Origin of the sequence: Aeromonas dhakensis (assembly GCF_000820305.1) — a bacterium.
GTDB lineage: Bacteria > Pseudomonadota > Gammaproteobacteria > Enterobacterales > Aeromonadaceae > Aeromonas > Aeromonas dhakensis.
The window spans coordinates 1-24,131 of the sequence record NZ_CDBH01000038.1; the positions used below are offsets into that span (position 1 = coordinate 1).

The 24,131-nt window shown below is 59.8% G+C and carries 26 protein-coding genes and 7 tRNA genes; 6 read left to right on the forward strand and 27 right to left on the reverse strand.

Features of this window, described 5'->3' with window-relative positions:
• Window positions 1–31 precede the first annotated feature (31 nt).
• The 21 genes from BN1143_RS09170 to ruvA form a co-directional block, all read right to left on the reverse strand.
• A tRNA-Lys gene (locus tag BN1143_RS09170) sits at window positions 32–107 on the reverse strand.
• Between the two features lie 22 nt (window positions 108–129).
• Window positions 130–205: transfer RNA gene (locus BN1143_RS09175), tRNA-Val, on the reverse strand.
• 16 nt (window positions 206–221) lie between these two features.
• Window positions 222–297: transfer RNA gene (locus BN1143_RS09180), tRNA-Lys, on the reverse strand.
• A 22-nt stretch (window positions 298–319) separates the two neighbouring features.
• Window positions 320–395 (reverse strand) — tRNA-Val (locus BN1143_RS09185).
• A 21-nt stretch (window positions 396–416) separates the two neighbouring features.
• Window positions 417–492, reverse strand: a tRNA-Lys gene (locus BN1143_RS09190).
• 49 nt (window positions 493–541) lie between these two features.
• Window positions 542–617: transfer RNA gene (locus BN1143_RS09195), tRNA-Val, on the reverse strand.
• A gap of 30 nt (window positions 618–647) precedes the next feature.
• A tRNA-Lys gene (locus tag BN1143_RS09200) sits at window positions 648–723 on the reverse strand.
• Window positions 724–897: 174 nt separating this feature from the next.
• Window positions 898–1,707: a tol-pal system protein YbgF gene (ybgF, locus tag BN1143_RS09205; protein ID WP_042050350.1), complete on the reverse strand. Its 810-nt coding sequence runs from the start codon at window positions 1,705–1,707 to the stop codon at window positions 898–900.
• A 158-nt stretch (window positions 1,708–1,865) separates the two neighbouring features.
• Entirely contained in the window at window positions 1,866–2,390 is a 525-nt protein-coding gene (gene pal, locus BN1143_RS09210) for a peptidoglycan-associated lipoprotein Pal (protein WP_005304908.1), read from the reverse strand.
• A gap of 49 nt (window positions 2,391–2,439) precedes the next feature.
• Window positions 2,440–3,765: a Tol-Pal system beta propeller repeat protein TolB gene (gene tolB, locus BN1143_RS09215; protein ID WP_010636193.1), complete on the reverse strand. Its 1,326-nt coding sequence runs from the start codon at window positions 3,763–3,765 to the stop codon at window positions 2,440–2,442.
• Between the two features lie 94 nt (window positions 3,766–3,859).
• Window positions 3,860–5,017 carry a cell envelope integrity protein TolA gene (gene tolA / locus BN1143_RS09220; RefSeq protein WP_017765796.1) on the reverse strand — a complete coding sequence of 386 codons (1,158 nt, stop codon included), beginning with the start codon at window positions 5,015–5,017 and terminating at the stop codon, window positions 3,860–3,862.
• 5 nt (window positions 5,018–5,022) lie between these two features.
• Window positions 5,023–5,469 carry a protein TolR gene (gene tolR / locus BN1143_RS09225; protein ID WP_005304918.1) on the reverse strand — a complete coding sequence of 149 codons (447 nt, stop codon included), beginning with the start codon at window positions 5,467–5,469 and terminating at the stop codon, window positions 5,023–5,025.
• The gene (gene tolQ, locus BN1143_RS09230) at window positions 5,469–6,158 is read right to left on the reverse strand and encodes a protein TolQ (protein ID WP_005304921.1); all 690 of its coding nucleotides are present in this window, start codon (window positions 6,156–6,158) and stop codon (window positions 5,469–5,471) included. Before tolQ ends, tolR begins: the two co-directional genes overlap by 1 nt.
• On the reverse strand, window positions 6,148–6,555 hold the full coding sequence (gene ybgC, locus BN1143_RS09235) for a tol-pal system-associated acyl-CoA thioesterase (RefSeq protein ID WP_005304924.1): 408 nt from the start codon (window positions 6,553–6,555) through the stop codon (window positions 6,148–6,150). The genes tolQ and ybgC overlap by 11 nt, the downstream gene beginning before the upstream one ends.
• Before the next feature lie 105 nt (window positions 6,556–6,660).
• Window positions 6,661–6,972, reverse strand: a complete 312-nt coding sequence (locus BN1143_RS09240; RefSeq protein ID WP_041203624.1) for a cyd operon YbgE family protein — start codon at window positions 6,970–6,972, stop codon at window positions 6,661–6,663.
• Window positions 6,959–7,075 carry a cytochrome bd-I oxidase subunit CydX gene (cydX, locus tag BN1143_RS21890; protein WP_005304933.1) on the reverse strand — a complete coding sequence of 39 codons (117 nt, stop codon included), beginning with the start codon at window positions 7,073–7,075 and terminating at the stop codon, window positions 6,959–6,961. Before cydX ends, BN1143_RS09240 begins: the two co-directional genes overlap by 14 nt.
• A gap of 14 nt (window positions 7,076–7,089) precedes the next feature.
• Window positions 7,090–8,226 carry a cytochrome d ubiquinol oxidase subunit II gene (gene cydB, locus BN1143_RS09250; RefSeq protein WP_005304945.1) on the reverse strand — a complete coding sequence of 379 codons (1,137 nt, stop codon included), beginning with the start codon at window positions 8,224–8,226 and terminating at the stop codon, window positions 7,090–7,092.
• A gap of 12 nt (window positions 8,227–8,238) precedes the next feature.
• The gene (gene cydA, locus BN1143_RS09255; RefSeq protein ID WP_005304948.1) at window positions 8,239–9,795 is read right to left on the reverse strand and encodes a cytochrome ubiquinol oxidase subunit I; all 1,557 of its coding nucleotides are present in this window, start codon (window positions 9,793–9,795) and stop codon (window positions 8,239–8,241) included.
• Window positions 9,796–10,143: 348 nt separating this feature from the next.
• Window positions 10,144–10,290, reverse strand: a complete 147-nt coding sequence (locus BN1143_RS22370) for a hypothetical protein (protein ID WP_156141295.1) — start codon at window positions 10,288–10,290, stop codon at window positions 10,144–10,146.
• 440 nt (window positions 10,291–10,730) lie between these two features.
• The gene (ruvB, locus tag BN1143_RS09260; protein WP_005304949.1) at window positions 10,731–11,741 is read right to left on the reverse strand and encodes a Holliday junction branch migration DNA helicase RuvB; all 1,011 of its coding nucleotides are present in this window, start codon (window positions 11,739–11,741) and stop codon (window positions 10,731–10,733) included.
• Between the two features lie 8 nt (window positions 11,742–11,749).
• Window positions 11,750–12,364 (reverse strand): Holliday junction branch migration protein RuvA, encoded by a 615-nt coding sequence (gene ruvA / locus BN1143_RS09265; protein WP_042050351.1) that lies wholly within the window; start codon window positions 12,362–12,364, stop codon window positions 11,750–11,752.
• 237 nt (window positions 12,365–12,601) lie between these two features.
• Here ruvA and BN1143_RS09270 point away from each other — a divergent pair, with 237 nt between their 5' ends.
• Both BN1143_RS09270 and BN1143_RS09275 read left to right on the forward strand, forming a co-directional pair.
• On the forward strand, window positions 12,602–14,611 hold the full coding sequence (locus BN1143_RS09270) for a methyl-accepting chemotaxis protein (RefSeq protein ID WP_042050352.1): 2,010 nt from the start codon (window positions 12,602–12,604) through the stop codon (window positions 14,609–14,611).
• A 135-nt stretch (window positions 14,612–14,746) separates the two neighbouring features.
• Complete coding sequence (locus BN1143_RS09275; protein ID WP_042050353.1) at window positions 14,747–16,471, forward strand: proline--tRNA ligase; 1,725 nt, start codon at window positions 14,747–14,749, stop codon at window positions 16,469–16,471.
• A gap of 92 nt (window positions 16,472–16,563) precedes the next feature.
• On the opposite strand, the gene BN1143_RS09280 is transcribed toward BN1143_RS09275, so the two are convergent.
• From BN1143_RS09280 to BN1143_RS09290, 3 genes are all read right to left on the reverse strand, one after another.
• Complete coding sequence (locus BN1143_RS09280) at window positions 16,564–17,244, reverse strand: SDR family oxidoreductase (protein WP_005304962.1); 681 nt, start codon at window positions 17,242–17,244, stop codon at window positions 16,564–16,566.
• Between the two features lie 65 nt (window positions 17,245–17,309).
• On the reverse strand, window positions 17,310–17,939 hold the full coding sequence (locus tag BN1143_RS09285; RefSeq protein WP_010636188.1) for a TIGR04219 family outer membrane beta-barrel protein: 630 nt from the start codon (window positions 17,937–17,939) through the stop codon (window positions 17,310–17,312).
• A 93-nt stretch (window positions 17,940–18,032) separates the two neighbouring features.
• Window positions 18,033–18,473 (reverse strand): copper chaperone PCu(A)C, encoded by a 441-nt coding sequence (locus tag BN1143_RS09290; protein WP_042050354.1) that lies wholly within the window; start codon window positions 18,471–18,473, stop codon window positions 18,033–18,035.
• Between the two features lie 89 nt (window positions 18,474–18,562).
• Between BN1143_RS09290 and BN1143_RS09295 the strand changes: the two genes are divergently transcribed.
• Window positions 18,563–19,312, forward strand: coding sequence for an enoyl-CoA hydratase-related protein (locus BN1143_RS09295; RefSeq protein ID WP_019838899.1), 750 nt, complete (start codon window positions 18,563–18,565; stop codon window positions 19,310–19,312).
• A gap of 3 nt (window positions 19,313–19,315) precedes the next feature.
• Here the strand turns inward: BN1143_RS09295 and BN1143_RS09300 are convergent, their stop codons facing one another.
• On the reverse strand, window positions 19,316–19,744 hold the full coding sequence (locus BN1143_RS09300; RefSeq protein WP_005304979.1) for a DUF2753 family protein: 429 nt from the start codon (window positions 19,742–19,744) through the stop codon (window positions 19,316–19,318).
• A gap of 290 nt (window positions 19,745–20,034) precedes the next feature.
• Here BN1143_RS09300 and BN1143_RS09305 point away from each other — a divergent pair, with 290 nt between their 5' ends.
• Window positions 20,035–20,694 carry a CatB-related O-acetyltransferase gene (locus tag BN1143_RS09305; protein WP_042050355.1) on the forward strand — a complete coding sequence of 220 codons (660 nt, stop codon included), beginning with the start codon at window positions 20,035–20,037 and terminating at the stop codon, window positions 20,692–20,694.
• A gap of 40 nt (window positions 20,695–20,734) precedes the next feature.
• On the opposite strand, the gene BN1143_RS09310 is transcribed toward BN1143_RS09305, so the two are convergent.
• Window positions 20,735–21,442, reverse strand: a complete 708-nt coding sequence (locus tag BN1143_RS09310; RefSeq protein ID WP_042050356.1) for a ParB-like protein — start codon at window positions 21,440–21,442, stop codon at window positions 20,735–20,737.
• A 168-nt stretch (window positions 21,443–21,610) separates the two neighbouring features.
• Here BN1143_RS09310 and BN1143_RS09315 point away from each other — a divergent pair, with 168 nt between their 5' ends.
• Both BN1143_RS09315 and BN1143_RS09320 read left to right on the forward strand, forming a co-directional pair.
• The gene (locus tag BN1143_RS09315) at window positions 21,611–23,215 is read left to right on the forward strand and encodes a peptide ABC transporter substrate-binding protein (RefSeq protein WP_042050358.1); all 1,605 of its coding nucleotides are present in this window, start codon (window positions 21,611–21,613) and stop codon (window positions 23,213–23,215) included.
• A 120-nt stretch (window positions 23,216–23,335) separates the two neighbouring features.
• Complete coding sequence (locus BN1143_RS09320) at window positions 23,336–23,647, forward strand: hypothetical protein (protein ID WP_005304992.1); 312 nt, start codon at window positions 23,336–23,338, stop codon at window positions 23,645–23,647.
• Between the two features lie 62 nt (window positions 23,648–23,709).
• On the opposite strand, the gene BN1143_RS09325 is transcribed toward BN1143_RS09320, so the two are convergent.
• Complete coding sequence (locus BN1143_RS09325; protein ID WP_005304995.1) at window positions 23,710–24,129, reverse strand: DUF4426 domain-containing protein; 420 nt, start codon at window positions 24,127–24,129, stop codon at window positions 23,710–23,712.
• Window positions 24,130–24,131: the final 2 nt, after the last annotated feature.

The following is a 24,131-nucleotide window of genomic DNA, read 5'->3' on the forward strand; positions in this document are numbered from 1 at the left end:
CTGAGCTAAACGACCTGGGATTCTGAAATGATGGTGGGTCGTGCTGGATTCGAACCAGCGACCAATTGATTAAAAGTCAACTGCTCTACCGACTGAGCTAACGACCCATCTAAATCATTATTTACAAACTGGTGGTCGTTACTGGGATCGAACCAGTGACCCCCTCCTTGTAAGGGAGGTGCTCTCCCAGCTGAGCTAAACGACCTGGGATTCTGAAATGATGGTGGGTCGTGCTGGATTCGAACCAGCGACCAATTGATTAAAAGTCAACTGCTCTACCGACTGAGCTAACGACCCATCTAAATCATTTTTTACAAACTGGTGGTCGTTACTGGGATCGAACCAGTGACCCCCTCCTTGTAAGGGAGGTGCTCTCCCAGCTGAGCTAAACGACCTGGGAATTCATCTGGGCAAATTGGTGGGTCGTGTAGGGATCGAACCTACGACCAATTGATTAAGAGTCAACTGCTCTACCGACTGAGCTAACGACCCACACCTGACTTGCCTCTTTCACTGCCTGCCTTGGCAGACAGCTTAAAACTGGTGGTCGTTACTGGGATCGAACCAGTGACCCCCTCCTTGTAAGGGAGGTGCTCTCCCAGCTGAGCTAAACGACCTGGGAATTCTGTCTCCACCTGGTGGAGAAATGGTGGGTCGTGCTGGATTCGAACCAGCGACCAATTGATTAAAAGTCAACTGCTCTACCGACTGAGCTAACGACCCTCACCACGACCAGGACCAACTGCAATGCTGCACCGGCTCTGACGGCGGCCTATATTACGGATTTATCATCCTGGCGCAACAGAAAAATCTTAAATTCCATCTGTTTGTTCACTGCGCATACAAAGCGAGGCTGTATTTACAAGACTGTTACGAAAACAGTGACATGCGGCAAAGTTATAGCTTGCTCAAACTCTGTTTGGCCAGCTGGGCCGGCGAGGTGTTGGGATAGCCCTTGATCACCTGCTCATAGAAGTTCTTGGCTTCCGCCTTCTTGCCATCCAGTTGTGCCAGCATACCCAGCTTCAACAGGGCGTCGGCGCGCTTGGGCGACTTGCTGAACTTGGTGGCCACCGTGGTGAACTGGGCGGCAGCGCCGGTCCGATCCCCCTTGTTGAACAGCAGCTGGCCCAGCCAGTAATGGGCGTTGGGAACATAGCTGGAGCTCGGGAACTGCTTGATGAACCCTTCGAAGGCCGGAATCGCCTTGTCGTAGTTCTTCTCCTTGAGCACCATGTTCACGGCCGCATCATAGGCCTGATTCTCGTTCTGGTTGGTGGAGTAGTTGGCCGCGGCGGCCAGCGTCGCGCTCGCAGCGGCGGCTGCCGGGGCTGCTGATGTAGCGGCAGGCTGGCTGTTGGCCACCTTGTCGAGCTCCTGATAGAGCTGGCGCTGACGCTCCTGCGACTGTTCCATCTGGTAGGTCTGCTGCTCCAGCTGGCCACGCAGCTCGGAGACCTCTCCTTGCAGGGCATCCACCTGTTGCTGCAAATCTGCCTGCAGGCGCAGACGGGCGTTGAGCGTGCGCTCCAGCAGGGCCACCCTGTCTTCCAGGCTGCCGGTGGGCACGATAGCGCCGTTGTTGCCGCTTAGGACAACCCCGCCACCCGAGTCACCGCTCAGATCGCTCACCGGTGCCGCCGCTTGCGCATTCAGAGCAACCAATACGGCCAGCGCAACAGCAGCTTGCTTGTACACAGATTTCATTCGGATCAAACCTTAGCGTTTAGTGCAAATAAAACGGCCAGCGCCATCGTCGCTCGCTTATACAGATTTCATTCGGATCAAACCTTGGCGTTTAGTGCAAATAAAACGGCCATCGAAATGGCCGCTTGCATATAAACGAACTTCGTTCGATTCAAACCTTAGTAAACCAGGACCGCACGGCGGTTCTTGGCAAAGGCATCCTCGGTGTGAGACATATCCAGCGGCTTCTCTTCGCCATAGCTGACGATGGAGAGCTGCTCAGCCTGCACACCCAGGGTTTGCAGATACTTGGCAACAGCCTTGGCACGACGCTCACCCAGCGCGATGTTGTACTCCGGAGTACCGCGCTCGTCGGCGTGGCCTTCGATCAGTACTTTGACGCTCGGGCGCTCACGCAGGTAGCTGGCGTGGGCATCCAGCAGGTCGGCGTATTGACCCTGGATGTCGTAACCGTCGAACGGGAAGTAGATCACGTTGTCACGCTGCAGCGCTTCGAACTTCTGACGCATCTGCTCTTCCGGGGACAACATGCCATTCGCGCCACCGGTTTGTACACCGCCCATGCCGTCGGTCATGCCTGATTCGGCACCAGCGGCGTCAGAATCAGAAGAGGAGCTACAAGCGGCCAGGGTGAACAGTGGCAGTGCGATGGCCAAACCCTTGAGCAGTTTATTGAGTTGCATGCTATTTCCTTAAACCTTTATAACAAAACAAAAAACAATTGGATTTTTATCAATTCAAGAAGGGCGACCAAGCTGGTGCACGAATTTCACCGCTACTGGTCGGAAGCACAGCCTTGAAGCGACCATCAGTCGACACCAATGCGAGACTCTTACGACCCTGATAGATGGTGGCATAAATGATCATGCTGCCATTGGGAGCCACACTTGGCGACTCATCCAGCGCGCTCTGGGTAAGGACCAGCAGGGCATTGTTTTCCATATCCTGACGGGCGATACGGTATTGTCCCTGAACCCGGGTCACCATCACCATGATTTTGCCATCAGGAGTAATGGACGCACCCTGGTTGGATTCACCTTCCCAGGTCATCCGGCGAGTCATGCCAGTCGCCAAATTTACGCTATAAATCTGGGGTTTGCCACCACGTTCAGAGGTGAACAGCAAATTTTGACCGTCCGGCATCCAGGAGGGTTCGGTGTCGATTACCCGGCTGGTTGTGACGCGGGTCAGCTGCTTGCTAGCAACATCAACGACATAGAGGTTCGGTGACCCATCCTTGGAGAGAACGATAGCCAGACGACGACCATCCGGAGACCACTCCGGCGCCCCGTTGATGCCGCGGAAGCTGGTGATCAGGCTGCGCTGCTGGGTGTAGATGTCCTGCACGTAGATTTCGGATTTCTGGTTCTCGAAGCTCACGTAGGCCAGCTTGCTGCCATCCGGCGACCAGGCTGGGGACATCAGCGGCTCGCGGGAACGCAGCAGGGTCTTCTCGTTGTAACCGTCGTAGTCGGAGATCCGCAGCTGATACGGGAACTGGGTACCCTGCTGCACGGAGACGTACGCCAGACGGGTCAGGAAGGCCCCGCGCTCGCCGGTCAGCCGCTCGTAGACGATGTCGGAGATGCGGTGGGCAAACTGGCGCATCTGGGCACCCGGGATGGTCGCCATCCGGCTGTCCAGGATGTAGCCATTGCTCTCGCCGCCCTGGGTCTTGGCCAGCTGGCCCTTGAGCACGTCGACCAGCTCGAAGTTGACCTTGTAGGTACCGTCGCCGACGGCGGCGATGGAACCGACCACCACGGCTTCGACGCCTTGGGAGGCCCAGGGTGCGAAGTTGATTTCACCGCTGGAGCTCGGGGTCTGCGGCATCTGGCCACGGGCCAGCGGTCTGAACTTGCCGCTGCGCATCAGATCGTTGGAGACCACTTCCGCGATGTCCTGCGGCAGCTGGCCATTGCCTTCCCACTTGAAGGGGGCGACGGCGATCGGCCGTGCACTGTCGATACCGCCGGTGATGACGATGTCCAAGGCCGCCTGGGCGCTCTGACCCAGCAACAAACAGCCAACCAAAGCAAAAAACACTTTTCTTATCATGGCTTAAACACTCGGTTCCAAAATAATGAGAGATTAACTTCCTTTCTCGGCAAGACGCTGCCAACCACCTTACTCGATCCCCTCGCCATCAGTGCTAGATGTTAGGTTCCAGCTTGAGGTTGAACTCCTTCAACATCTCGAATGCCGCAGGATCCTTGGGTACCGGCAACTGATTGGCCTTCAGTACGGCTGCTTTGCCGGAACGACATACCGCCGGGTCACCCTGGCCGTTATCTACCGAGATGACAAAGCCGGTGCTCGCAAGACGTACGCCGATAGTACATGTTTTGCCCCGCATGGTGGGATCCAAAATCATATATCGCTCAACAGTCGCCTTGATAAGCGCCGCATATTTGTCGACTTCACCCTTGGCCGCCGCCGATGCCGCCTGACTGCGGGCATTAGCCTCAGCCGCCAGCTGCTGCTGCATCATGTCTTCCATCTCTTTTTGCAGCTTGGCCTCCTCGGCCGCTTTGCGCTTGCGTTCAGCCGCGATCTTGGCCTGCTTGTCGGCCTCTGCCTTGGCTTTCTTCTCTGCGTCAGCTTTTGCCTTCTTGGCCGCCTCTTCCTTGGCTTTCTTCTCGGCTTCAGCCTTGGCCTTCTGCTCGGCCTCCGCCTTGGCTTTCTTGTCCGCTTCTGCCTTCGCTTTTTTCTCGGCTTCGGCTTTGGCTTTCTTCTCGGCTTCCGCTTTCTTGGCCTTGGCCTCCTCAGCCTTGGCCTTCTCTTCAGCCTCTTTCTTCTCTTGTTCCTTTTTCTTCTTCAGCGCCAGCGCCTTGCTCTCTTCTTCCGCGGCCTTGCGCTCGGCCTCAGCCTTCTTGGCCTTCTGCTCTTCGAGCTTGCGGGCTTCCTCGGCCTTCTGGGCCTTCTCTTCCGCCTGCTTCTGCTCGGCCTGCTTCTTCTGCTTCTCTACTTCGGCCTTGCGGGTGGCCTCCTCGGCCTCCTTGCGCTTGGCCTCTGCAATCCGCAACCGTTCCTGCTGCTGGGCCAGCTCGCGCTTGGCGATGTCCGTGTCTTCCTTATCCTTCTCTTTCTCTACCTTCTGCGGCTTGGGCTGAGCCTTCTGCTGCTGGATCTGCTTGGCCTGCTCGTTGAGGAAGTTCTCGTCGAGCATGACGGCATTGACGATCTGCCCCTTCGACTCGGGTCGCTTCGGCTTGCTGAAGTCGAGCCCGACAAACAGGATGATGCCGATGATCAGGTGCAGCAGAAGCGACGCGATGAGATAACCGGAAATACCACGCTTCACATCCATCTCCGTCAGTTCACCGGATCTGTCATCAGGCCGACCTGAGGCACACCGGCTTTCTTGAGGGCCACCATCAGCAGGATCACCTCTTCGTAGCGCACCGACTTGTCACCGGCCACTACCACGGGGGCGTTCTGGTTGATGGCCAGGTAACCCATGGCCTTCTCGGTGATGTACTGCTGCATCGCCTCGGGCGTCCCGCTCGGCACGGGTTCGTCTTCGGCCTCGCCGGCCTTGATGACGTACTCGCCTTCGGTATTGACGCTGACGATGAAGGGCGGCTTGGCATCTTCCGGCAACTGCTCGGATTCCGCCTGCGGCAGGTCAACCTTGACCCCTTGGGTGATCACGGGCGTCACCGCCATGAAGATGATAAGCAGCACCAGCATGACGTCGATATAGGGAACCACGTTGATCTCGGCCACCTTCTTGCGCCGGATCCGCTGATAGGTTTGCATTACTGATCACCCTGCTGCTGAGCAATTTGACGGTTCAGAATGGTGGTGAACTCGTCCATGAAGTTGGCGTAGGCGTTCTCCAGCCGCTCGACCTTGTTGGAGAAGCGGTTGTAGAAGATAACGGCCGGGATGGCGGCAAACAGACCCATGGCGGTGGCGATCAGCGCCTCCGCGATACCGGGGGCCACCATCTGCAGGGTAGCCTGCTGCACCTGACCCAGGGCGATAAAGGCGTTCATGATCCCCCAGACGGTACCAAACAGACCGATATAGGGGCTGATGGAGCCGATGGTCGCCAGGATCGGCAGGTTGGACTCGAGATCGTCCACCGCGCGGGAGAGGGAGACGCGCATAGCACGGTAGGTACCGTCCATCACCGCATCCTGACCACGGGCGCCGGCCTTGAGCAGACGGGCATACTCCTTGAAGCCGGAGTAGAAGATGTCTTCCATGCCTTCGATGTCGTCGCGGCGGGAAGAGGACTCCTGGTAGAGACGGTTGAGGTCGACCCCGGACCAGAATCTGTCTTCAAACTGCTCCGATGCGATATTGGCTGCCTTGATGGCCTTGGAGCGCTGGATGATCAGCGCCCAAGAGACGACCGACATGCCCATCAGGGTCATCATGACCAGTTTTACCAACAGGCTGGCTTGCCAAAACAGGCCAATAAACGAAATTTCAGCGTGCACTTAACAGCACTCCCTTCACATTTTCAGGTATTGCAACAGGTTTCATATGCGGATGACTGACACAGGCTATCTGTACCATGGCCTGGGTGATCAGTCGTCCATCAGCCGCCAGTATCCGTTGTGAGAAGCGCATGGAGGCGCGTTTCACTTCGGTCACTTGCGTCAATACAGTCAAAAGCTCATTAAAACGGGCCGCCGAGCGGAAATCGATCTCTGTTCGACTCACCACAAACGCGTACCCGGCGCCCAGCAGGACATCCTGTTCGATGCCGCCAGCACGCAGGAACTCGGTGCGAGCACGTTCCATAAACTTGAGATAATTGGCGTTGTAGACGATGCCCCCGGCATCGGTGTCTTCGTAGTAGACACGCACCGGAAACTCAGAGACTTCCCCCATAACAATCTGTGATCCATACGACAGTCAGATGGGGGGCTATCATAGCGCAGGGCTGAATAGGAAAGAAGCAGGGGGAAGCAGGGAAATCCTGCCTCCCCCCGTTTTTTATGAAAGGAAATAGCCTTGAGTCAGCCAGAGCCCGTACAACAAACTGGGCAAGGCGAGCCAGGGGAAAAACAGCACGCGACCGACGAGGCTGCGGGGGTGGAATCCCAGCCCGTGCATGACCCCGCAACAGACCGCCCACATCAGCCAGGGCGCCAGCCAGAGGCCGTGTTCGCTGGTGTTGGCGGCCACCAGATTGGGGGCCTGTAAAATAGCGACGGCCAACAGGGCCGCCGCTACCAGCATCAACCCCTGCCAGGGTTGGCGCTCCAGGGGAGCAGCCAACCGGGCGAGTCGATCACTTGTTCTCATCGATCTGGCGATCCATGTTCTCGGTGTGTTCCAGCCACAGCGCATTGATGATGCCGAATGCACAAGCCAGCAGCAGACCCAGGATCCAGGTGAAATACCACATATCAGGGCACCTTCTTAGTAGAGCGATTGTTGGTTGTCTTCGATGTGCTTGCTGGTCACCCGGCCGAACATCTTGATGTAGGTCCACAGGGTATAACCCAGCACAATCGGTACGAAGATGGCGGCCGCTACCGTCATCACCCGCAGGGTGTTGAGAGAAGCGGTGGCATCCCACATGGTCAGGCTCAGTGACGGCTCAAGGCTTGAGGGCATCACGAACGGGAACATGGAGAAGCCGGCAGTCAGGATCACGCCAGCAATCGCCAGGGAGGAGCAGGTGAACGCCAGCCAGCCCTTGTTCAGCTTGGCAAACAGCGATGTCAGCAGGCTCATCGCCAGACCCAGCACGGGCGCCGCAACCATCCAGGGATAGAGGCTGTAGTTGTTCATCCAGGCACCGGCCTGACGCACCACTTCCTTGTTCATCGGATTGGAGACGGCATCGGTCGCGGCGGCCTTGACCACCACATAGCCTTCCATGCCGCTGACCCAGAAACCGGCCAGTGCGAACAGCACCAGGGTCACCAGCGAGCAGATCATGGCAGCGGTGCGGGAGCGGGCCAGCACTTCACCGTCGGTCTTCATCATCAGCCAGGTAGCTCCCTGGGTGACCAGCATGAACAGGCTCACCAGACCTGCCAGCAGGCCGAACGGATTGAGCAGACCGAAGAAGTTGCCATGATAGGTCAGCATCATGAACTGGTTGAAGTCGAACGGCACGCCCTGCAGCAGGTTGCCGAACGCCACGCCAAACACGATGGGCGGTACCGCGCTACCGACGAACAGCGCCCAGTCCCAGTTGCTGCGCCACTTGGCATCTTCACGCAGGGAGCGGTACTTGAAACCGACCGGGCGGAAGAACAGTGCCATCAGGGTCAGGATCATGGCGATGTAGAAGCCGGAGAAGGCTGCCGCATACACCATTGGCCAGGCTGCAAACAGGGCACCACCGGCGGTCACCAGCCAGACCTGGTTCCCTTCCCAGTGCGGGCCCATGGTGTTGAGCATCACCCGACGCTCAACATCTTTCTTGCCGACGAAGGGGAGCAGTGCGCCCACCCCCATATCGAAGCCGTCGGTGATGGCGAAGCCAATCAGCAGGACGCCGACCAGCACCCACCAGACCAGGCGCAACATTTCGTAATCAAACATGGGTTGCTCTCCTTATGCCTTGCTCTGTTCGAAGTGGTACTTGCCGGTCTTCAGGCTGCTTGGGCCCAGACGCGCGTACTTGAACATCAGGTACATCTCGATGATCAGCAGTACGGTGTAGAACAGGCAGATCCCGATAAGGGAGAACCAGATCTCGGACGCCGGCACGTTGGAGGCCGAGACCGAGGTCGGCAACACTTCGGCGATGGTCCAGGGCTGACGACCGTATTCCGCGACGAACCAGCCACACTCGATGGCGATCCAGGGCAACGGGATGCCGTACAGCAGCGCCTTGAGCAGCCACTTGCGCTCGCCGATCTTGTGACGGGTACTGTCATAGAAGGCCAGGCCAATCAGCACCAGCATCAACATGCCGCAGGCAACCATGATGCGGAAGGCGAAGAACAGCGGCAGCACTTGCGGGATGGAGTCATCCACGGCGGCCTTGATCTGCTCGTCGGTGGCGTCGGTCACGTTGGAGGTATAGCGCTTGAGCAGCAGACCGTAGCCCAGATCCTGCTTCACTTCGTCGAAGCGGGCGCGGGTATCGTCAGACTTGTCTCCGGACTGCAGCTTGGTCAGCAGGTCGTAGGCGGTCATGCCGTTGCGCACGCGCAGCTCGTGCTCGCTCTTCAGATCCTTGAGACCGGTCACCTGGCCGTCCAGCGAACGGGTGGCGATGATGCCGAGGGCATAAGGGATCTTGATGGCGTAGTCGGTGCGCATCTCTTCCTGGTTCGGGATGCCGAACAGGGTAAAGGAGGCTGGCGCAGGTTCGGTGTTCCACTCGGCCTCGATGGCCGCCAGTTTCACCTTCTGCACTTCACCTGTCTCGTAGCCGGACTCGTCACCGAGGATCAGCACGGAGAGGATGGATGCCATGCCGAATGCGGCCGCTATGGCGAAGGAGCGACGGGCGAAGGCCACGTCACGATGCTTGAGCAGGTAGTAGGAAGAGATTCCCAGCACGAACATGGCACCTGTGGTATAGCCTGCCGCCACTGTGTGGACGAACTTCACCTGGGCAACCGGGTTGAACACCAGATCGGCGAAGCTCACCATCTCCATGCGCATGGTTTCGAAGTTGAACTCGGCACCGACCGGATTCTGCATCCAGCCGTTGGCAACCAGGATCCAGAGCGCGGAGAGGTTGGTCCCGAGCGCCATCAACCAGGTCGCAGCCAGGTGCTGACGCTTGGAGAGCCGATCCCAGCCGAAGAAGAACATACCGACGAAGGTGGATTCCAGGAAGAATGCCATCAGACCTTCGATGGCCAGCGGGGCCCCGAAGATATCGCCGACATAGTGGGAGTAGTAGGCCCAGTTGGTACCAAACTGGAACTCCATGGTCAGCCCTGTGGTGACCCCGAGGGCAAAGTTGATACCAAACAACTTGCCCCAGAACTTGGTCATGTCCCGGTAGACAGGGTTGTTGGTCATCACATAGACAGACTCCATGATCGCCAGAATGAAGGCCATTCCGAGCGTCAAGGGCACAAACAGGAAGTGATAAAGGGCCGTCGCAGCGAATTGGAACCGCGATAGGTCTACCACATGCTCAGCAATCATGATGTTTCCTCACCGATTATTGGCACGGCTATTTTAAGTTTTAAGACAAAGCTTCCGTTGGAAGTCCCCGAATTATCGGTCATGTTCCAGTTTTGCACTGACGACCGGATTCGACTGCCACCACATTAACAACAAGGCAATAATAGGGAACAAAAAAAGCTAATGTTTAACAATTGCAAAACAATCAAGCTTGCTTTATTCCCGCCCATAATGACCTGAGTTTTATATCACCTTTATTTGATTGAAATCAATGTAAAACCACCATCAATACATGCCTTTCAAAGGCATTTTCACGACCCTTTCCATTTATTTTAGAGAGCTGGGTCACAAAAAAATAAAAATCGCAAATCATTGATTTAAATCAACTTTAATCTTGAAGCAAATAAGTAATGCTTCTGTTAAAAAACAACTCTCAAGGGTGTTTTCATCATGTTTCCCTCGCTTGTCCCCAGCCAGAATAAAACCAATTAAAAACCAATAAAAACGCATATCCATGCTAATTCGACAAGGCCACAAAATGATTAGTTAATCTAATCTGATATGGGTAATTTTTCTTGTTTGTCCGAGTCAGACAGAGCTCCTACAATGCGCCTCGCAGTGAGGGCATACCCTTGGATACAGGCCGGTCAATCTGGGTTCCCGGTACGTATTCGATGAACATTTCGAACCTGTCTATTGGAATTAAAGATGAAAAAGTTTGTTGCTAAAACCATCCGTTACTACAAGCTTTCGTTCGTTCAGCTCTATCAAATGAACCGACTCTGAGGCCTCGCGACGGCTCATTCCGTTTTTTACCGGTCTGTCTCCAGACGCACTCACTGTCTGTGAACATCCATCCTGAATTGTCTTTGCCCACCGCCTCCGCAGTGGGCTTTTTTTTGCCCGGATAACAAAAAACCGCCCTTGAAGGCGGTTTTTTGTTCAATCAACTGTTTTTACCCTTCATCTGGCCGTTGCAGGCCAAAATGCGCATAAGCTCTTGGTGTCGCGATCCGCCCTCTGGGTGTACGTTGCAGGAAGCCCTGCTGGATCAGATAGGGTTCGAGCACATCTTCGATGGTGTCCTTCTCCTCGCCGATGGCCGCAGCCAGGTTGTCGAGCCCCACCGGCCCCCCCAGAAACTTGTCTATGACAGCCAACAATAGCTTGCGGTCCATGAAGTCGAACCCTTCGTTATCCACGTCCAGCATGTCCATGGCTCGGGCCGCTATGGGTCCGTCAATCCGGCCGTCGGATTTCACCTGGGCAAAATCCCGCACCCTGCGCAACAAACGGTTAGCAATTCGCGGCGTACCGCGCGAGCGACGCGCCACCTCCAGCGCACCGTCTTCCGTCATGTCGAGCCCGAGGCAACGGGCGCTGCGGGCGACGATGTCGGTCAGATCCCTGACGTTGTAGAACTCGAGGCGCTGCACGATACCGAAGCGATCCCGCAGCGGGCTGGTGAGGGAGCCGGCCCGGGTCGTCGCGCCGATCAGGGTGAAGGGGGGCAGGTCGAGCTTGATGGAGCGAGCCGCCGGCCCCTCCCCGATCATGATGTCGAGCTGGTAATCCTCCATCGCCGGGTAGAGCACCTCCTCCACCACAGGGCTGAGGCGGTGGATCTCGTCGATGAACAGCACGTCGTTCGGCTCGAGGTTGGTGAGCAGCGCCGCCAGATCGCCGGCCTTCTCCAGCACCGGGCCCGAGGTGGTCTTGATGTTGACCCCCATCTCGTTGGCCACTATGTTGGCGAGCGTGGTCTTGCCAAGCCCGGGCGGGCCGAAGATCAACAGGTGATCGAGCGCCTCGCCGCGCTGGCGAGCCGCCGCGATGAAGATCTCCATCTGTTCGCAGACCGGATCCTGGCCGGTGTAATCGGCCAGCAGCTTGGGTCGGATGGCCCGATCGATGACTTCTTCCTCACGCCCGCCAGCGGCGGAAATGAGGCGATCCGCTTCAATCATTCTCTACCTCACACCAGGCTGCGCAGCGCTTCACGGATGATATCTTCCACCGACATGCCATCCACCGCCACCTTGCTGACGATCTGGCTGGCCTGCTGCGGCTTGTAACCGAGTGCCACCAGCGCACTGGCGGCCTCTTCGCTCGAATCTGGCGCCCGCAGGGCACTCTCCTTCGCGGGCAGGGTGATCTCGGCCGGCGAGAAGAGATCGTGGCTGACCCACCCCTTGAGTCTGTCCTTCATCTCCACCACCAGCCGCTCGGCGGTCTTCTTGCCCACCCCTGGCAACTTGACCAGGGAGCTTATCTCCTCGCGCTCGACACTCAGCACGAACTGGGTGGCACTCATGCCGGAGAGAATGGCCAGCGCCAGCTTGGGGCCGACCCCGTTGGTCTTGATCAGCTCGCGAAACAGCGCCCGCTCCTGCTTGTGATTGAAGCCGTACAGCAGCTGGGCGTCTTCCCGCACCACGAAGTGGGTGTGAATGACCGCTTCCTTGCCAATCTCGGGCAGATCATAGAAGCAGCTCATGGGCATGTGCACCTCATAGCCCACGCCCCCGACCTCCAGCAATACCTCGGGGGGTTGTTTCTCAATGACTACGCCTCTCAAGCGACCAATCACGGCTCTCTCCTCGCCAAACCAGCTATCTGTAAATTGGCTCATAGCATAAAGAATAACTGGATAAGTATCCAGCATAGGGCGGCGGGACCGCAGCGGATTTTCGGCACATTCGCGCGTTCCAAGCCATGCTTGGATCCGAGCCGGGCAACAACTTTATTTTCCATCTGGCATGGCATTTTGTTGCCACTGATAAAACACTAAATTGGGTTTGTTTGGAGCCAAGGAAGGTCCTTAATCATGAAAATCGTCACCACATCGAACCTGGGGCTGGCCATTCTGCTCAGCTGCACGCTGGGCATGGGCGTCGTCGGCTGGTATGGCAGCCAGCGGCTGGCGGATCTGCTCTCCTATGTGCTGGGTGCCGCCTGGCAGACTGCAGACGGCGCCATGGAGGGCTCCATCGAGCTCGGCAACCAGTCGCTCTACATCCAGAAGATGCTCAGAGGCATGTCCCTCGACGAGCAGGAACTGCAGCAGGCCAGAACCGCCACCACCGACGCCATGCGCCGGGTGGGCGAAGGTCGGCTCATCGATGACGCCGCCATCAACACCATGAACCAGCAGCATCAGGTCTACCAGCAGCAGCAGGAACAGCTGCTGGCGCTCTACCAGACGTTTACCCGCCTCGATCAGGCGCTGCGCGCCAGTTCTGAACGCATGTCCCGCCTCTCGACCCAGCTTGAGGTGGTGGGTGATGGCGCGGTCGAGAGCCTCACCCAGTCACCGGATCAGGCCATCAGCTGGAATGGCGGCCTGGCAACCCGCTGGCACGCGGCCGATGGCGGCATGGAGGCCAATATAGGCTTCCTGCGTCAGCTCTATGCGCTGGAGAAGATGCAGAGCGAAGGGCTCACCCCCGCCATCCAGAGCGAGATGGAGGAGGCGACCCGCTTCTACCGGGAGGCGGTCGAAGCCATGCTGGCCAGCGGACTGTTTGATGTGCCCGCTGAGGGGGAGTTTGCCGGCCAGTCACTGGCAACCCAGTATCGGGCGCTGGAAACCGAGGTTCAGCAATTGATGGTGCAGTGGATGGCGGCCCTTGGCGAGTATCAACGCCAGCTGACCAGCTATGAGCAGAGCGCCGATCAGCTCAAGAAATTGCTGGTCGAGGTGGAGGCAAAGGGCGATGCCACGGTCGAGGATCAGGTGGGTCAGCTCAACGCCATCATCAACCATACCAAGAGTCTGATCCTGGGCGGCCTGCTGTTCAGCCTGCTGATCGTGACCCTGTGCGGCTTCTGGCTGGTGCGCGCCATCGTGCGGCCCCTGCTGCAAGTCAATCGGCGCATGCAGGACATCGCAGCCGGCGAAGGGGATCTCAACGCCCGCATCAACCTCAGGCGTGACGACGAAATCGGCTCGCTGGCCGGCAGCGTGGATCGCTTCATCGAGAAGCTGCAGAAGATGATCAGCTCGACCATGGACAACAACCAGCACATCAGCGAGCACGTGCACACCTCGGTCAACCGGGTTCAGGCCATCAGCCAGAGCAGCCGCCAGACGGCCGAACATGCCCAGGCGCTGCACCATGACAGCGAGCAGATGGTGCAGGTGGCCACCACCATCTCGGACAACTGCAGCCTGGCGGCACAAAACGCCAACGAGGTGCGCCAGCTCACCACCGAGAGCAGCCAGTATGTCTCCTCCGCCAGCGCGGGCATGCAGCGGGTGGTGATGGAGGTGGGCGAATGCGCCACCGCCATCAACGCCCTCAAGGAGCAGGCCAGCCAGATAGGCCAGATCATCTCCACCATCAGCGGCATTTCCGAGCAGACCAATCTGCTGGCGCTCAACGCCGCCATCGAGGCCGCCCGGGCCGGCGAGATGGGCCGCGGCTTTGCGGTGGTGGCCGACGAGGTGCGCACCCTGGCCAATCGCACCGCCTCCTCCAGCGCCGAGATCAACGAGGTGATCAACAGCATCCAGCAGCAGACCGAAACCGCCTACCTGATGATGCAGCGCAACCTAAAGACGGTGGAGTCGGGCATGGCGGATTCCGACAACACCAAGCAGATCCTGTTCAAGGTGGAGGGCGCCATCGACCACCTGGCGGACATGGTACAGCAGGTGGCGGACGCCACCGGCCAGCTCTCCCATACCCTGAGCCACACCTCGGACAAGGTCTCCGGCATCAGCCAGCAGGCCCAGACTGGTGAGCAGGAGGCGCAGGAGTGTCTGCAGCTCGCCTCTTCTCTCCATCAGGCCAGCCTGCTGCAACAGCGGTTACTGTCGCAATTTCGGGTCTGACCGCAGCGGGGGCGACGCCCCCGCTTTCTCCCATCGTACGAATTTAGCCCTTGGGCCGCAGGGCCCGTCCTGTTAAAATTCCGCTCTTGAAATTATCCAGGGCCCCGCCGCCCGTCTTAGCTAAGGTCTACCGCGATGCGTACCAGCCAATATCTGCTTTCCACTCTCAAGGAAACCCCGTCCGACGCCGAGATCATCAGCCATCAGCTGATGCTGCGCGCCGGCATGATCCGCAAACTGGCCTCCGGCATGTATGCCTGGCTGCCGTCCGGTCTGCGGGTTCTGAAAAAAATCGAGAACATTGTTCGCGAAGAGATGAACAATGCTGGTGCCATCGAAGTCTCCATGCCGGTGGTTCAGCCCGCCGAGCTGTGGCAGGAGTCAGGCCGCTGGGATGACTACGGTCCCGAGCTGTGCCGTCTGACCGACCGTCACAACCGTCCCTTCGTGCTGGGCCCGACCCACGAAGAGGTGATCACCGCGCTGATCCGTTACGAAGTGAACAGCTACAAACAGCTGCCGCTGAATCTGTACCAGATCCAGACCAAGTTCCGCGACGAAGTTCGCCCCCGTTTCGGCGTGATGCGTGGCCGCGAGTTCCTGATGAAGGACGCCTACTCCTTCCACATCGACAAGGCCTCCCTGGTCGATACCTACGAGAAGATGCACGCCGCCTACTGCAAGGCCTTCACCCGCATGGGTCTGAACTTCCGTCCGGTGCAGGCCGATACCGGCTCCATCGGTGGTACCGGCTCCCACGAATTCCAGGTGCTGGCCGAGAGCGGTGAAGACCTGATCGCCTTCTCCGATACATCAGATTACGCCGCCAACATCGAGATGGCCGAGGCGCTGGCCCCGGCTGGCGAGCGCGCCGCTGCCACCGCAGCCCTGACCAAGGTTGCGACACCGAACATCCACACTATCGACGAAGTGGCCGCCTTCCTGAGCGTGGCCCCGAGCGCCATCGCCAAGACCCTGCTGGTGCTGGGCGAAGCGGACGAGCACGGCAACCAGGCCGTCATCGCGCTGGTGCTGCGTGGCGACCACGAGCTGAACGAAATCAAGGCCGAGAAGCTGCCGGGTGTCGCCAACCCGCTGACCTTCGCCAACGACGAGCAGATCAAGGCAGCCGCCGGTTGCGACGCAGGCTCCATCGGCCCGGTCGGCTTTGCCGGTCGCATCATCGCCGATCGCAGCGCCGCCCACCTGGCTGACTTCGTTTGCGGCGCCAATGAGACCGGCTTCCACCTGACCGGTGCCAACTGGGATCGCGACATCACCACCTATGAAGTTGCCGACCTGCGCAACGTGGTGGAAGGCGACCCGAGCCCGTGCGGCCAGGGCAAGCTGCTGCTCAAACGCGGCATCGAAGTGGGCCACATCTTCCAGCTGGGTACCAAGTACTCCGAAGCCATGAAGGCGAGCGTGCTGAATGAAGGCGGCAAGTCCGTCACCATGGAGATGGGTTGCTACGGCATCGGGGTTTCCCGCCTGGTGGCTGCCGCCATCGAGCAGAACAACGACCAGTACGGCATCATCTGGCCGGACGCCATCGCCCCGTTCGAAGTGGCCATCGTACCGATGAACATGCACAAGTCCGTACGCGTTGCCGAGCTGGCCGAGCAGTTCTACGCCGAGCTGAAGGCCGCCGGTGTGGACGTGCTGTTCGACGACCGTAAAGAGCGTCCGGGCGTGATGTTCGCCGACATGGAGCTGCTGGGCGTACCGCACGCCATCGTCATCGGCGAGCGCGGTATGGACAACGGCGTGGTGGAGTACAAGTGCCGCCGCACCGGCGAGAAGCAGGAAGTGGCCATCAGCGACATCGTCGCCATGCTCAAGGCCAAGCTGGGCCGTTAATCCCGCCCCTTGCAGGTATAAAAAAGCGCGCCGATGGCGCGCTTTTTGTTTCTGTATTCTGACGATGGCAACCGGATGACGGCGGCCTTTTGTCAGGGATTGCGACCGATAAAGAGATCGGTCACGTGGCAGCTGCTTCTGGCTTCCAGTGCATCCAGCATGTAGGCGGCGGCATCTTCCGGGGTCATGAAGCCGCTGCTGTCCACGTGATCCGAGTTGTCCCAGAATTCACTGCGGATCCCGCTCGGATAGAGGTTCACCAGCCGCAGCGGCGAGCCCTTCAGCTCGGCCCGCAAGGATTCGAGAAAGCCGCGCATCCCCCATTTGGAGGCGCAGTAGAGACTCTCGTTGGCCTTGCCCACCTGGGCGGCGGAAGAGAGCACATTGGCCAGCACCCCGCCCTTGTCGCCGATGAGGCGCACCGTCTGCTGGGCCACCAGAATGGTGGAGATGAGATTGCTCTCCACCACCCGGCGGATCTGCTCGGCGGTATAGACGCCGACCGGGCCGAACTCGCCCACGCCGGCGCAATGCAGCACCAGCTCGGGCAGGCCGCCCCACTCCACCGCGGCGGCAAACGCCACGTCCACTTCCTCGTGGTGCGCCAGATCGGCGGCGATGCCGATCACCGCCTTGCCGAGCAAGGCTTCCTGCTCCTGCAGCTTCTGATAACGACGCCCCATCATGGAAACCTGATGGCCCCGTTCAACCAGACCTATGGTCAAGGCGCGGCCCAAGCCGGATCCCGCCCCCGTCACTATGATATGACCCATGTTCGTTCCTCGCCGGATGCCGTCATCGGGATGATGAGGGCATCGTCACCAGAGATTGCCGGAATTTAGAAGGTGAATTCGCCACCGATGAACCAGCCGTCTACCCGCTGGTCAACGCGATCGAAGTCCATGCTCGCATCACGCCAGCCGGCACGTACCTTGAGCGGTACGGTAGCGAACTTGTAGGAGCCACCCAGACGGTAGTCGTAGTTGTCGGCATCCTGCACGCGGGCATCGCCGAAGGCGGCAAAGCCGGTACCCGGGATACGCAGTTCGGCGCCGGTGTAGGCCATCAGCACGTCCTTGTCATAGGAGTAGTGCTGGGTGTTGAAATCGCCATCGTAGCGACGACCGGTCAGACCCAGGTCGATCTGGAACAGATCGTTGTTGAACAGGCGATAGTAGAGGCTCAGGTCATAGGCCATCAGATCGTTGTTGAGGGCGCCGCCGCTGGTGCCGAAATCGGAGATCTCGAACTTGGCGTTGGGCAGCAGGATGATGCCGTGCTCCAGTTGCAGGTAGCCGCTCCAGTTGTAGTTCTCGTCGTAGCTGCCGTTGGCCCCGACACCGTTGATCTGGCCGCTGCCCTGAGCATTCCATACATCGGCACCGGCGGCAAAACGCCAGTCATCGGCAGCCATGGCAGCCTGGCTGAACAGGGCCAGCACACAACCGGCAATCAAGGTCTTCTTCATCACGTTACTCTCTTGTTGGACTGGAAAGGCCATCATTTTACCCAGAGCGACGGGAATACACAGTGTAAAAAGCTGAACAAGCGTCCATTAATGTCAGTGCTGCATGCCCGCCATGGGTTCAACCGGCTTCACCGGCAGGCTCAGCTCCAGCTGCTGGCCATCATCCATCGTCAGCGTCAGCGGGAAAGGGGAGCCCTGGGAGAGCTCGCGCACCTCGAACAGCATGATGTGGAAGCTGCCGGGCTTGAGCGCCACTTCCCCCTTGGCCGGCACCTCGATGCTCTCGACCTGGCGCATCCTCATCACGCCGTTCTCGTGCAGATGGGTGTGCAGCTCGGCGCGGCCCACCTCGGGCGAGGCGGCGGCCACCAGCTTGACCGGCTGATCGGCATCATTCTTCAGCACCAGGAAGGCGGCGGTGTTGGGCGAGCCCGGCGGCAGCAGACGCACATAACCATCAACGGCCTCGACCTTGGCCAGGGCGGGAGCGGTCAGTCCCAGGGCCAGCAGGGAATAGAACGCACGTTTAAACATGGTTGAAATCCTTTTATGATGTTGTTAAACGCAACAAAGCTTACCGCAGCGGTAAGCCTTTGACAGCCAGCAATAACAAGGATTTAGACATGGACCCCATTATCATTGCCGAGCAGCAGGATGGCTTGCTCACCTTGACCCTCAATCGCCCCGACAAGCGCAACGCCCTCAATACCGCCATGTATCGTGCGCTCACCGAGGCATTGCGGCAAGCGACGGCGGATGACGCCATCCATGCCCTGCTCATTCAGGGACAGCCAGACTGCTTCACCGCCGGCAATGATCTGGCAGACTTCATGGGCAAGACGGGGCTGGACCCCGACGACCCCATCCTGCAATTTCTGCATACCCTGGCCGACTTCCCCAAACCGGTGATCGCCGCGGTCGGCGGCGCCGCGGTCGGCATCGGCACTACCCTGCTGCTGCACTGCGATCTGGTCTATCTGGCCGACAATGCCCGTCTGCAACTGCCCTTCGTCGAGCTGGGGCTGGTGCCGGAGTTTGCCTCCAGCCTGCTGCTGCCGCGCAGCGTGGGTCACCTGAAGGCAGCGGAGCTGTTGCTGCTGGCCGAAGCCATCGATGCCGACGAGGCGCTGCGACTCGGGCTCGCCAACCGGGTGCTGACGGCCGAAGCCCTGCACCCCTTTGCCAGGGAGCAGGGTCTGAAGCTGGCAGCCAAGGCGCCCGGGGCGCTGCAAAAGAGCAAGGCGCTGCTCAAGCAGGAGCTCAGGCAGGCGGTGCACTTCGTCATCGATCTGGAGGCGCGCGCCTTCTCCCTCGCCCTGCAGGGGGAAGAGGCGCAGACGCGGATCGCCCAGCGCCTCAAGGGCCGTAAATGATCCTCAGTTGAGGCGAAAACGGCCGATCAGCTCGCAGCCCTGCACCTGATCCTGCAACTGGATCAGACGGGCGATATCTGGATTGGGGTGGCGCTTGAGGAAAGAGAGCAGCGCCGCCCGGCAGCAGCCCAGTTCACTGATGAGGGATTCACACTCCCGGTTCGGACACTGTGGCACCAGCGCAGTGACCAGCTCCGAGGCCAGCTTGAGGTAGCGCAGCTCGTAGGCCGGCTCCTCCATGGCGCGCCAGAAATCGGCCAGCCGGTGGCAGGTCGCCACCCGCATGCTGGCCAGTTCATCCAGATCGCCGTCACTCAGTTCATACACCTCGGCGAGGGCCTGTTGATAGAGACAAATGGCGGTGCCGAGCGCGCCGGCGCCCAGCGCATTTTCAGCCTCCAGCATGTAACGCTGCCAGATTTGATGGGTCATGCCGATCTCCCAGGTTGATGGGTGGGACTTTTATCATGCCCAGTTGAGAATGAATATCAACCCGATATTTTGTGCAGGTTTTGACCAGCTGGCGGTGCACGGCTTGGCTCCCGCCCCGGCATGGCTTACCATGGGAACTCATCCTTCAGGATCCCTCTTCCCATGCTGCGACCCCGTTTACCCCAGGCGCTGGGCTGCTCGACCCTGTGCGTGCCCCGCCTGCTGGTCTGGATCTATTAGCTGCGCTCCTCGCGTCATACACCCCTATCCATTTGAACGAGGAAACAGCCATGAAACCCTGCCAACACTGGTCGCAGGTCGAATATCTGCATCTGACGGTGAGCAACCCCAACATCCATCTCAAGGGACGGCACAGCTACTACTCTGGCGCCTGGGACGGCCCCTTTGAAGAGCATGCCGTGCGCTATCTGCACGGCGACCGTTTCAGCCGCAGCCCGGAGACCGGCTGGGAGCCGCTCTGGCACATCGATCAGCTCCGCATCGGCGACTATGTGCAAATAGCCGCCGGGGTGAAGATCATCATGGGGGGCAACCAGACCCACAACACGGCCTTCATCAGCACCTATCCGTTTTCAGATGTGGAGGCGCTCCGGCGCAGCTACCGCCCGGCCGGCGACACCCGCATCGGCAACGATGTCTGGCTCGGCATGGACGCCATGATCATGCCGGGGGTCACCATCGGCGACGGCGCCATCATAGCGGCACGTGCCCTGGTCAATCAGGATGTGCCGCCCTATGCCATGGTGGCCGGTACGCCGGCCAAGGTTATCAGGATGCGCTTTGCTGAGGACGAGATTGCCCGTTTGCAGGCGCTGGCCTGGTGGGAGTGGCCAGATGAACAGGTACAGGCGCTGCTGCCACTGATCCAGCAAGGCGAGGTGGCCCTGCTGGAACAGGCTGCCGCCCGCTGGGGCGAGACCCGACCATGATGCAGCGGGGGGCCATGGCCCCCCGCTTTCATCCTGTCACTCAGTTGTCGCTATCGGGCGGATTGACCCGGCACTGCTTGCCGGGATAGCCGGGCAGATCGGCCGCCTTGTTGCTGCACGCCAGCCGCTTGGCCTGATAGAGGCGATCCGCCAGGTTGGCGCTGTCGATCGGCAGCCAGTCCATCTGCCGGCCAAGCCAGCTGGCCCAGGCGAACTCGACGAAGTAGACCTGCTCCCGCTTGTCAAAATAGCCCGCATCCTGCAGCAACCCGGCCAGGGTGCGATAGGGGTAGTCGGGTAGCAGGTCGATGCGGCTCGGCAACTGTTCCGGCGTGAGGGGCTGCCCCCGCTCGTCCTTGAGCCAGGCCCAATGATTACCCTGCATCTGGCTCCAGAAGCTGGCCTTGTCCTGCAGCCTGGCGATCACCTTGACCCGCACCGGCTTCACCCCGAGTTGCCACAGCGCCTTGGTCAGATGGTGTCTGTCCACCAGCCAGTAGCCTCCATCGGGTGCGATGACGATGGGGATCTCTTTCTTTTTCATCACCTTGTCGAGCTGTTTTGCGCTCTTGCCCGCCAGCTCGGCCTGGGTGCTGTCGACCTGGATCTGGCCCACGCCTCCCTGGGTGGGGTGCAGCGCGGCGATGTTTGCCTCGCACCAGCTGCCGACCTTGCTCTGCCGCTCGCACGGCGCCAGCGCCCAGGCCCCCTGACTGATGGCCAGGGCCAACAGGATCCATGTTCTCATCGCTTGCTCCTCTCCCCGGATTGGGGGTCAACGTGGGCGCCAGCGTCCCCTGCCGAGGGACTCATGCTGGCGGTCTGACCAGCAAACGGGATATCATGATTTCCCGTCTGTCGGCGACCACTTATCGCCGAGTTTTCTCCCCGCTTCACACTATTTGAAGGATTAACCATGAAAGGATGGAGTCTCCTGCTGGCCCTGCTGGGCAGTGCCTGTGTCCAGGCTGCCGATGTTCCGCCCGGCACCCAGCTCGCCGCCGAGCAGGCCGTCGTGCGTCATCTGAAAGACGAGCCGGCGAGCCTGAGTCCGCTCAAGCTGGTCGGCCTGCCCGAGCTGCAGGTGCTGCGGGATCTCTACGAGGGGCTGCTGACCCAGGGGCCGGACGGCAAGGTGCTGCCCGGGGTGGCCGCCAGCTGGGACAACCAGGGCAATCAGCGCTTCACCTTCCATCTGCGCCCGGACGCCCGCTGGTCGAACGGCGATCCCGTACAGGCCGCCGACTTCGTCTACGGCTGGCGTAAACTGGTCGATCCCAAAGAGGCCGCCACCTTTGCCTGGTTCGCCCAGCTGGCCCGCTTCGACAAGGTGGACGACATAGTGGCCGGCAAGCTGGCCCCCGAGGAACTCGGCGTGAAGGCCCTCGACCAGCACACCCTGCAGGTGACCCTCTCCCAGCCGGTGCCCTACTTCCTGAGCCTGCTGACCCACCCCAGCCTGTCGCCGCTGCATCGTGCCAGCATGGAGCAATACGGCAACCAGTGGACCCAGCCCGGCAAGCTGGTCGGCAACGGGGCCTTCGTGCTGAGTCACCGGGTGGTGAACGAAAAGCTGGAACTGACCCCCAACCCCTACTACTGGGATCGCGCCCATACCGTGCTGACCAAGGTCACCTTCGTACCCATCAACCAGGAGAGTGCGGCCACCAACCGCTACCTGGCCGGCGACCTGCACATCACCGAGTCCTTCCCCAAGGAGCAGTATCACAAGCTGATGCAGCAGATCCCGGGTGAGGTCTATACCCCGGATCAGCTCGGCACCTACTACTACGCCTTCAACACCCAGCGTGCCCCCCTCAACGATGTGCGGGTGCGCAAGGCGCTCTCCTACACCATCGATCGGGGCCTCATCGCCAACAAGATCCTGGGCACGGGTGAGAAACCGGCCTATCACTTCACCCCGGACGTGGTCGCCGGCTTCGAACCCAAGGCCAACCTGCTCTCCAGCAGCAGCCAGCAGGTCCTCGACGACAAGGCCATAGCCCTGCTCAAGGAGGCGGGCTACGGCCCGGCCAACCCGCTCAAGCTGACCCTGCTCTACAACACGGCCGAGGTGCACAAGAAGATGGCGCTGGCCATCGCCAACCTGTGGAAACAGAAGCTGGGGGCGCAGGTCGAACTCACCAATCAGGAGTGGAAGAGTTATCTCGACAGCCGTCAGAGCGGCCAGTTCGAGGTGATCCGCTCCTCCTGGGTGGCCGATTACAACGATCCATCAGCCTTCCTCGGCCTGTGGGGCTCCCACCACAGCGGCAACATGGCCCGCTTCGCCAACGCCGACTACGATGCTCTGCTGGCCAAGGCGGCCAACAGTCAGGATCCCCGTGAACGGGCCCGCTTGTTCGATGAGGCCGAGGCCATATTGCAGGACGAGGCACCCATCGCCCCCATCTATCAGTACACCAACGCCCGGCTGATCAAGCCCTGGCTCAAGGGCTACCCCATCAACAATCCGGAAGACGTGGCCTACAGCCGCCAGCTCTACCTGGTCAAGCACTGATCCTGCCCGGGGCCGGCCATGCCGGCCCCAATCTTCTGCCATCGCCCCCTGTTCATGCTCAAGTTTTCGGCATAAAATGCCGCCCTTTCAGGCAACCACCCCCTCAATCACCGGTTTGTTATGCGTTTTGTATTGATGATCTCTCTGCTGCTGACCCTGCCCGCCCAGGCGGCCAGCGAAACACAGTGCCGCCAGGCCTTCACCGAATGGATGCTGGCCCAGCAGCAACAGTTCAGCGACCGCAAGGCCAGCAAGATGGAGCGGCGCAGCGCGGAGCGGGCCATCGATCAGGTGCGCAGCGAATTCTCGAAGCGGGAGAGCTTCTGCCAGGCCATGGAGTGGGTGGAACACAACCGGGATCAGGATCCTCGCTTCACCCCGCGACTGGGGGAGATCCACGACTTCACCCCGCCGACCGACTCGCCGTCATAACGTCATAAAAAGCCCCGAACCTGCGTTCGGGGCTTTTTTTCAGAGCAAGGTGGGTGCCGGCATCAGTCGACGTAGAAGGTCTGCTGGAAGGTCAGCGTCTGCTGCTGCCCCTCCCCCATGATCTTCAGGGTGAACTGGTAGGTATCCTCGTTGCGATAGGGCAGCACCGCCAGATAGTAGATGGCGTTGCCCTCCTTGACCTCCTGGAAGGTCAGGTTGCGGATGGTACCAGTGAGGTTCTTGGCCTCGCCGGTGATCCCCACCGCCTGGGCCACCCCCTGCTTGTTCTGCACCGCGATGTTGACGATGCCGTTGTAGCGACTGCGCTCCAGGCCATAGGCCTTGGCCACCTCGGGGGTGAGGAAGCTGGAGTTGAAGGCGCTGTAGTGCACCTGCCAGGGGCCCAGCTCCTTCATCTGTTCGGCCCGCAGGGGCAAGGTCAGCAACAGTGCCAGCAGGCAGCTTATCCAGGCTGTTTTCATGG

Excerpts from the sequence above, each read along its gene's own strand:
- BN1143_RS09285 (WP_010636188.1), bottom strand. The coding sequence starts at position 17,939 with ATGAAGAAGACCTTGATTGCCGGTTGTGTGCTGGCCCTGTTCAGCCAG.
- BN1143_RS09280 (WP_005304962.1), bottom strand. The coding sequence starts at position 17,244 with ATGGGTCATATCATAGTGACGGGGGCGGGATCCGGCTTGGGCCGCGCC.
- ybgC (WP_005304924.1), bottom strand. The coding sequence starts at position 6,555 with ATGGGGGAAGTCTCTGAGTTTCCGGTGCGTGTCTACTACGAAGACACC.
- BN1143_RS09295 (WP_019838899.1), top strand. The coding sequence starts at position 18,563 with ATGGACCCCATTATCATTGCCGAGCAGCAGGATGGCTTGCTCACCTTG.
- cydX (WP_005304933.1), bottom strand. The coding sequence starts at position 7,075 with ATGTGGTATTTCACCTGGATCCTGGGTCTGCTGCTGGCTTGTGCATTC.
- BN1143_RS09290 (WP_042050354.1), bottom strand. The coding sequence starts at position 18,473 with ATGTTTAAACGTGCGTTCTATTCCCTGCTGGCCCTGGGACTGACCGCT.
- tolA (WP_017765796.1), bottom strand. The coding sequence starts at position 5,017 with ATGGATGTGAAGCGTGGTATTTCCGGTTATCTCATCGCGTCGCTTCTG.
- BN1143_RS22370 (WP_156141295.1), bottom strand. The coding sequence starts at position 10,290 with ATGGATATGCGTTTTTATTGGTTTTTAATTGGTTTTATTCTGGCTGGG.
- BN1143_RS09305 (WP_042050355.1), top strand. The coding sequence starts at position 20,035 with ATGAAACCCTGCCAACACTGGTCGCAGGTCGAATATCTGCATCTGACG.
- BN1143_RS09270 (WP_042050352.1), top strand. The coding sequence starts at position 12,602 with ATGAAAATCGTCACCACATCGAACCTGGGGCTGGCCATTCTGCTCAGC.
- cydA (WP_005304948.1), bottom strand. The coding sequence starts at position 9,795 with ATGATTGCTGAGCATGTGGTAGACCTATCGCGGTTCCAATTCGCTGCG.
- ruvB (WP_005304949.1), bottom strand. The coding sequence starts at position 11,741 with ATGATTGAAGCGGATCGCCTCATTTCCGCCGCTGGCGGGCGTGAGGAA.
- tolB (WP_010636193.1), bottom strand. The coding sequence starts at position 3,765 with ATGATAAGAAAAGTGTTTTTTGCTTTGGTTGGCTGTTTGTTGCTGGGT.
- cydB (WP_005304945.1), bottom strand. The coding sequence starts at position 8,226 with ATGTTTGATTACGAAATGTTGCGCCTGGTCTGGTGGGTGCTGGTCGGC.
- BN1143_RS09240 (WP_041203624.1), bottom strand. The coding sequence starts at position 6,972 with ATGAGAACAAGTGATCGACTCGCCCGGTTGGCTGCTCCCCTGGAGCGC.
- BN1143_RS09315 (WP_042050358.1), top strand. The coding sequence starts at position 21,611 with ATGAAAGGATGGAGTCTCCTGCTGGCCCTGCTGGGCAGTGCCTGTGTC.
- BN1143_RS09320 (WP_005304992.1), top strand. The coding sequence starts at position 23,336 with ATGCGTTTTGTATTGATGATCTCTCTGCTGCTGACCCTGCCCGCCCAG.
- BN1143_RS09275 (WP_042050353.1), top strand. The coding sequence starts at position 14,747 with ATGCGTACCAGCCAATATCTGCTTTCCACTCTCAAGGAAACCCCGTCC.
- tolR (WP_005304918.1), bottom strand. The coding sequence starts at position 5,469 with ATGCAAACCTATCAGCGGATCCGGCGCAAGAAGGTGGCCGAGATCAAC.
- BN1143_RS09300 (WP_005304979.1), bottom strand. The coding sequence starts at position 19,744 with ATGACCCATCAAATCTGGCAGCGTTACATGCTGGAGGCTGAAAATGCG.
- pal (WP_005304908.1), bottom strand. The coding sequence starts at position 2,390 with ATGCAACTCAATAAACTGCTCAAGGGTTTGGCCATCGCACTGCCACTG.
- BN1143_RS09325 (WP_005304995.1), bottom strand. The coding sequence starts at position 24,129 with ATGAAAACAGCCTGGATAAGCTGCCTGCTGGCACTGTTGCTGACCTTG.
- BN1143_RS09310 (WP_042050356.1), bottom strand. The coding sequence starts at position 21,442 with ATGAGAACATGGATCCTGTTGGCCCTGGCCATCAGTCAGGGGGCCTGG.
- ybgF (WP_042050350.1), bottom strand. The coding sequence starts at position 1,707 with ATGAAATCTGTGTACAAGCAAGCTGCTGTTGCGCTGGCCGTATTGGTT.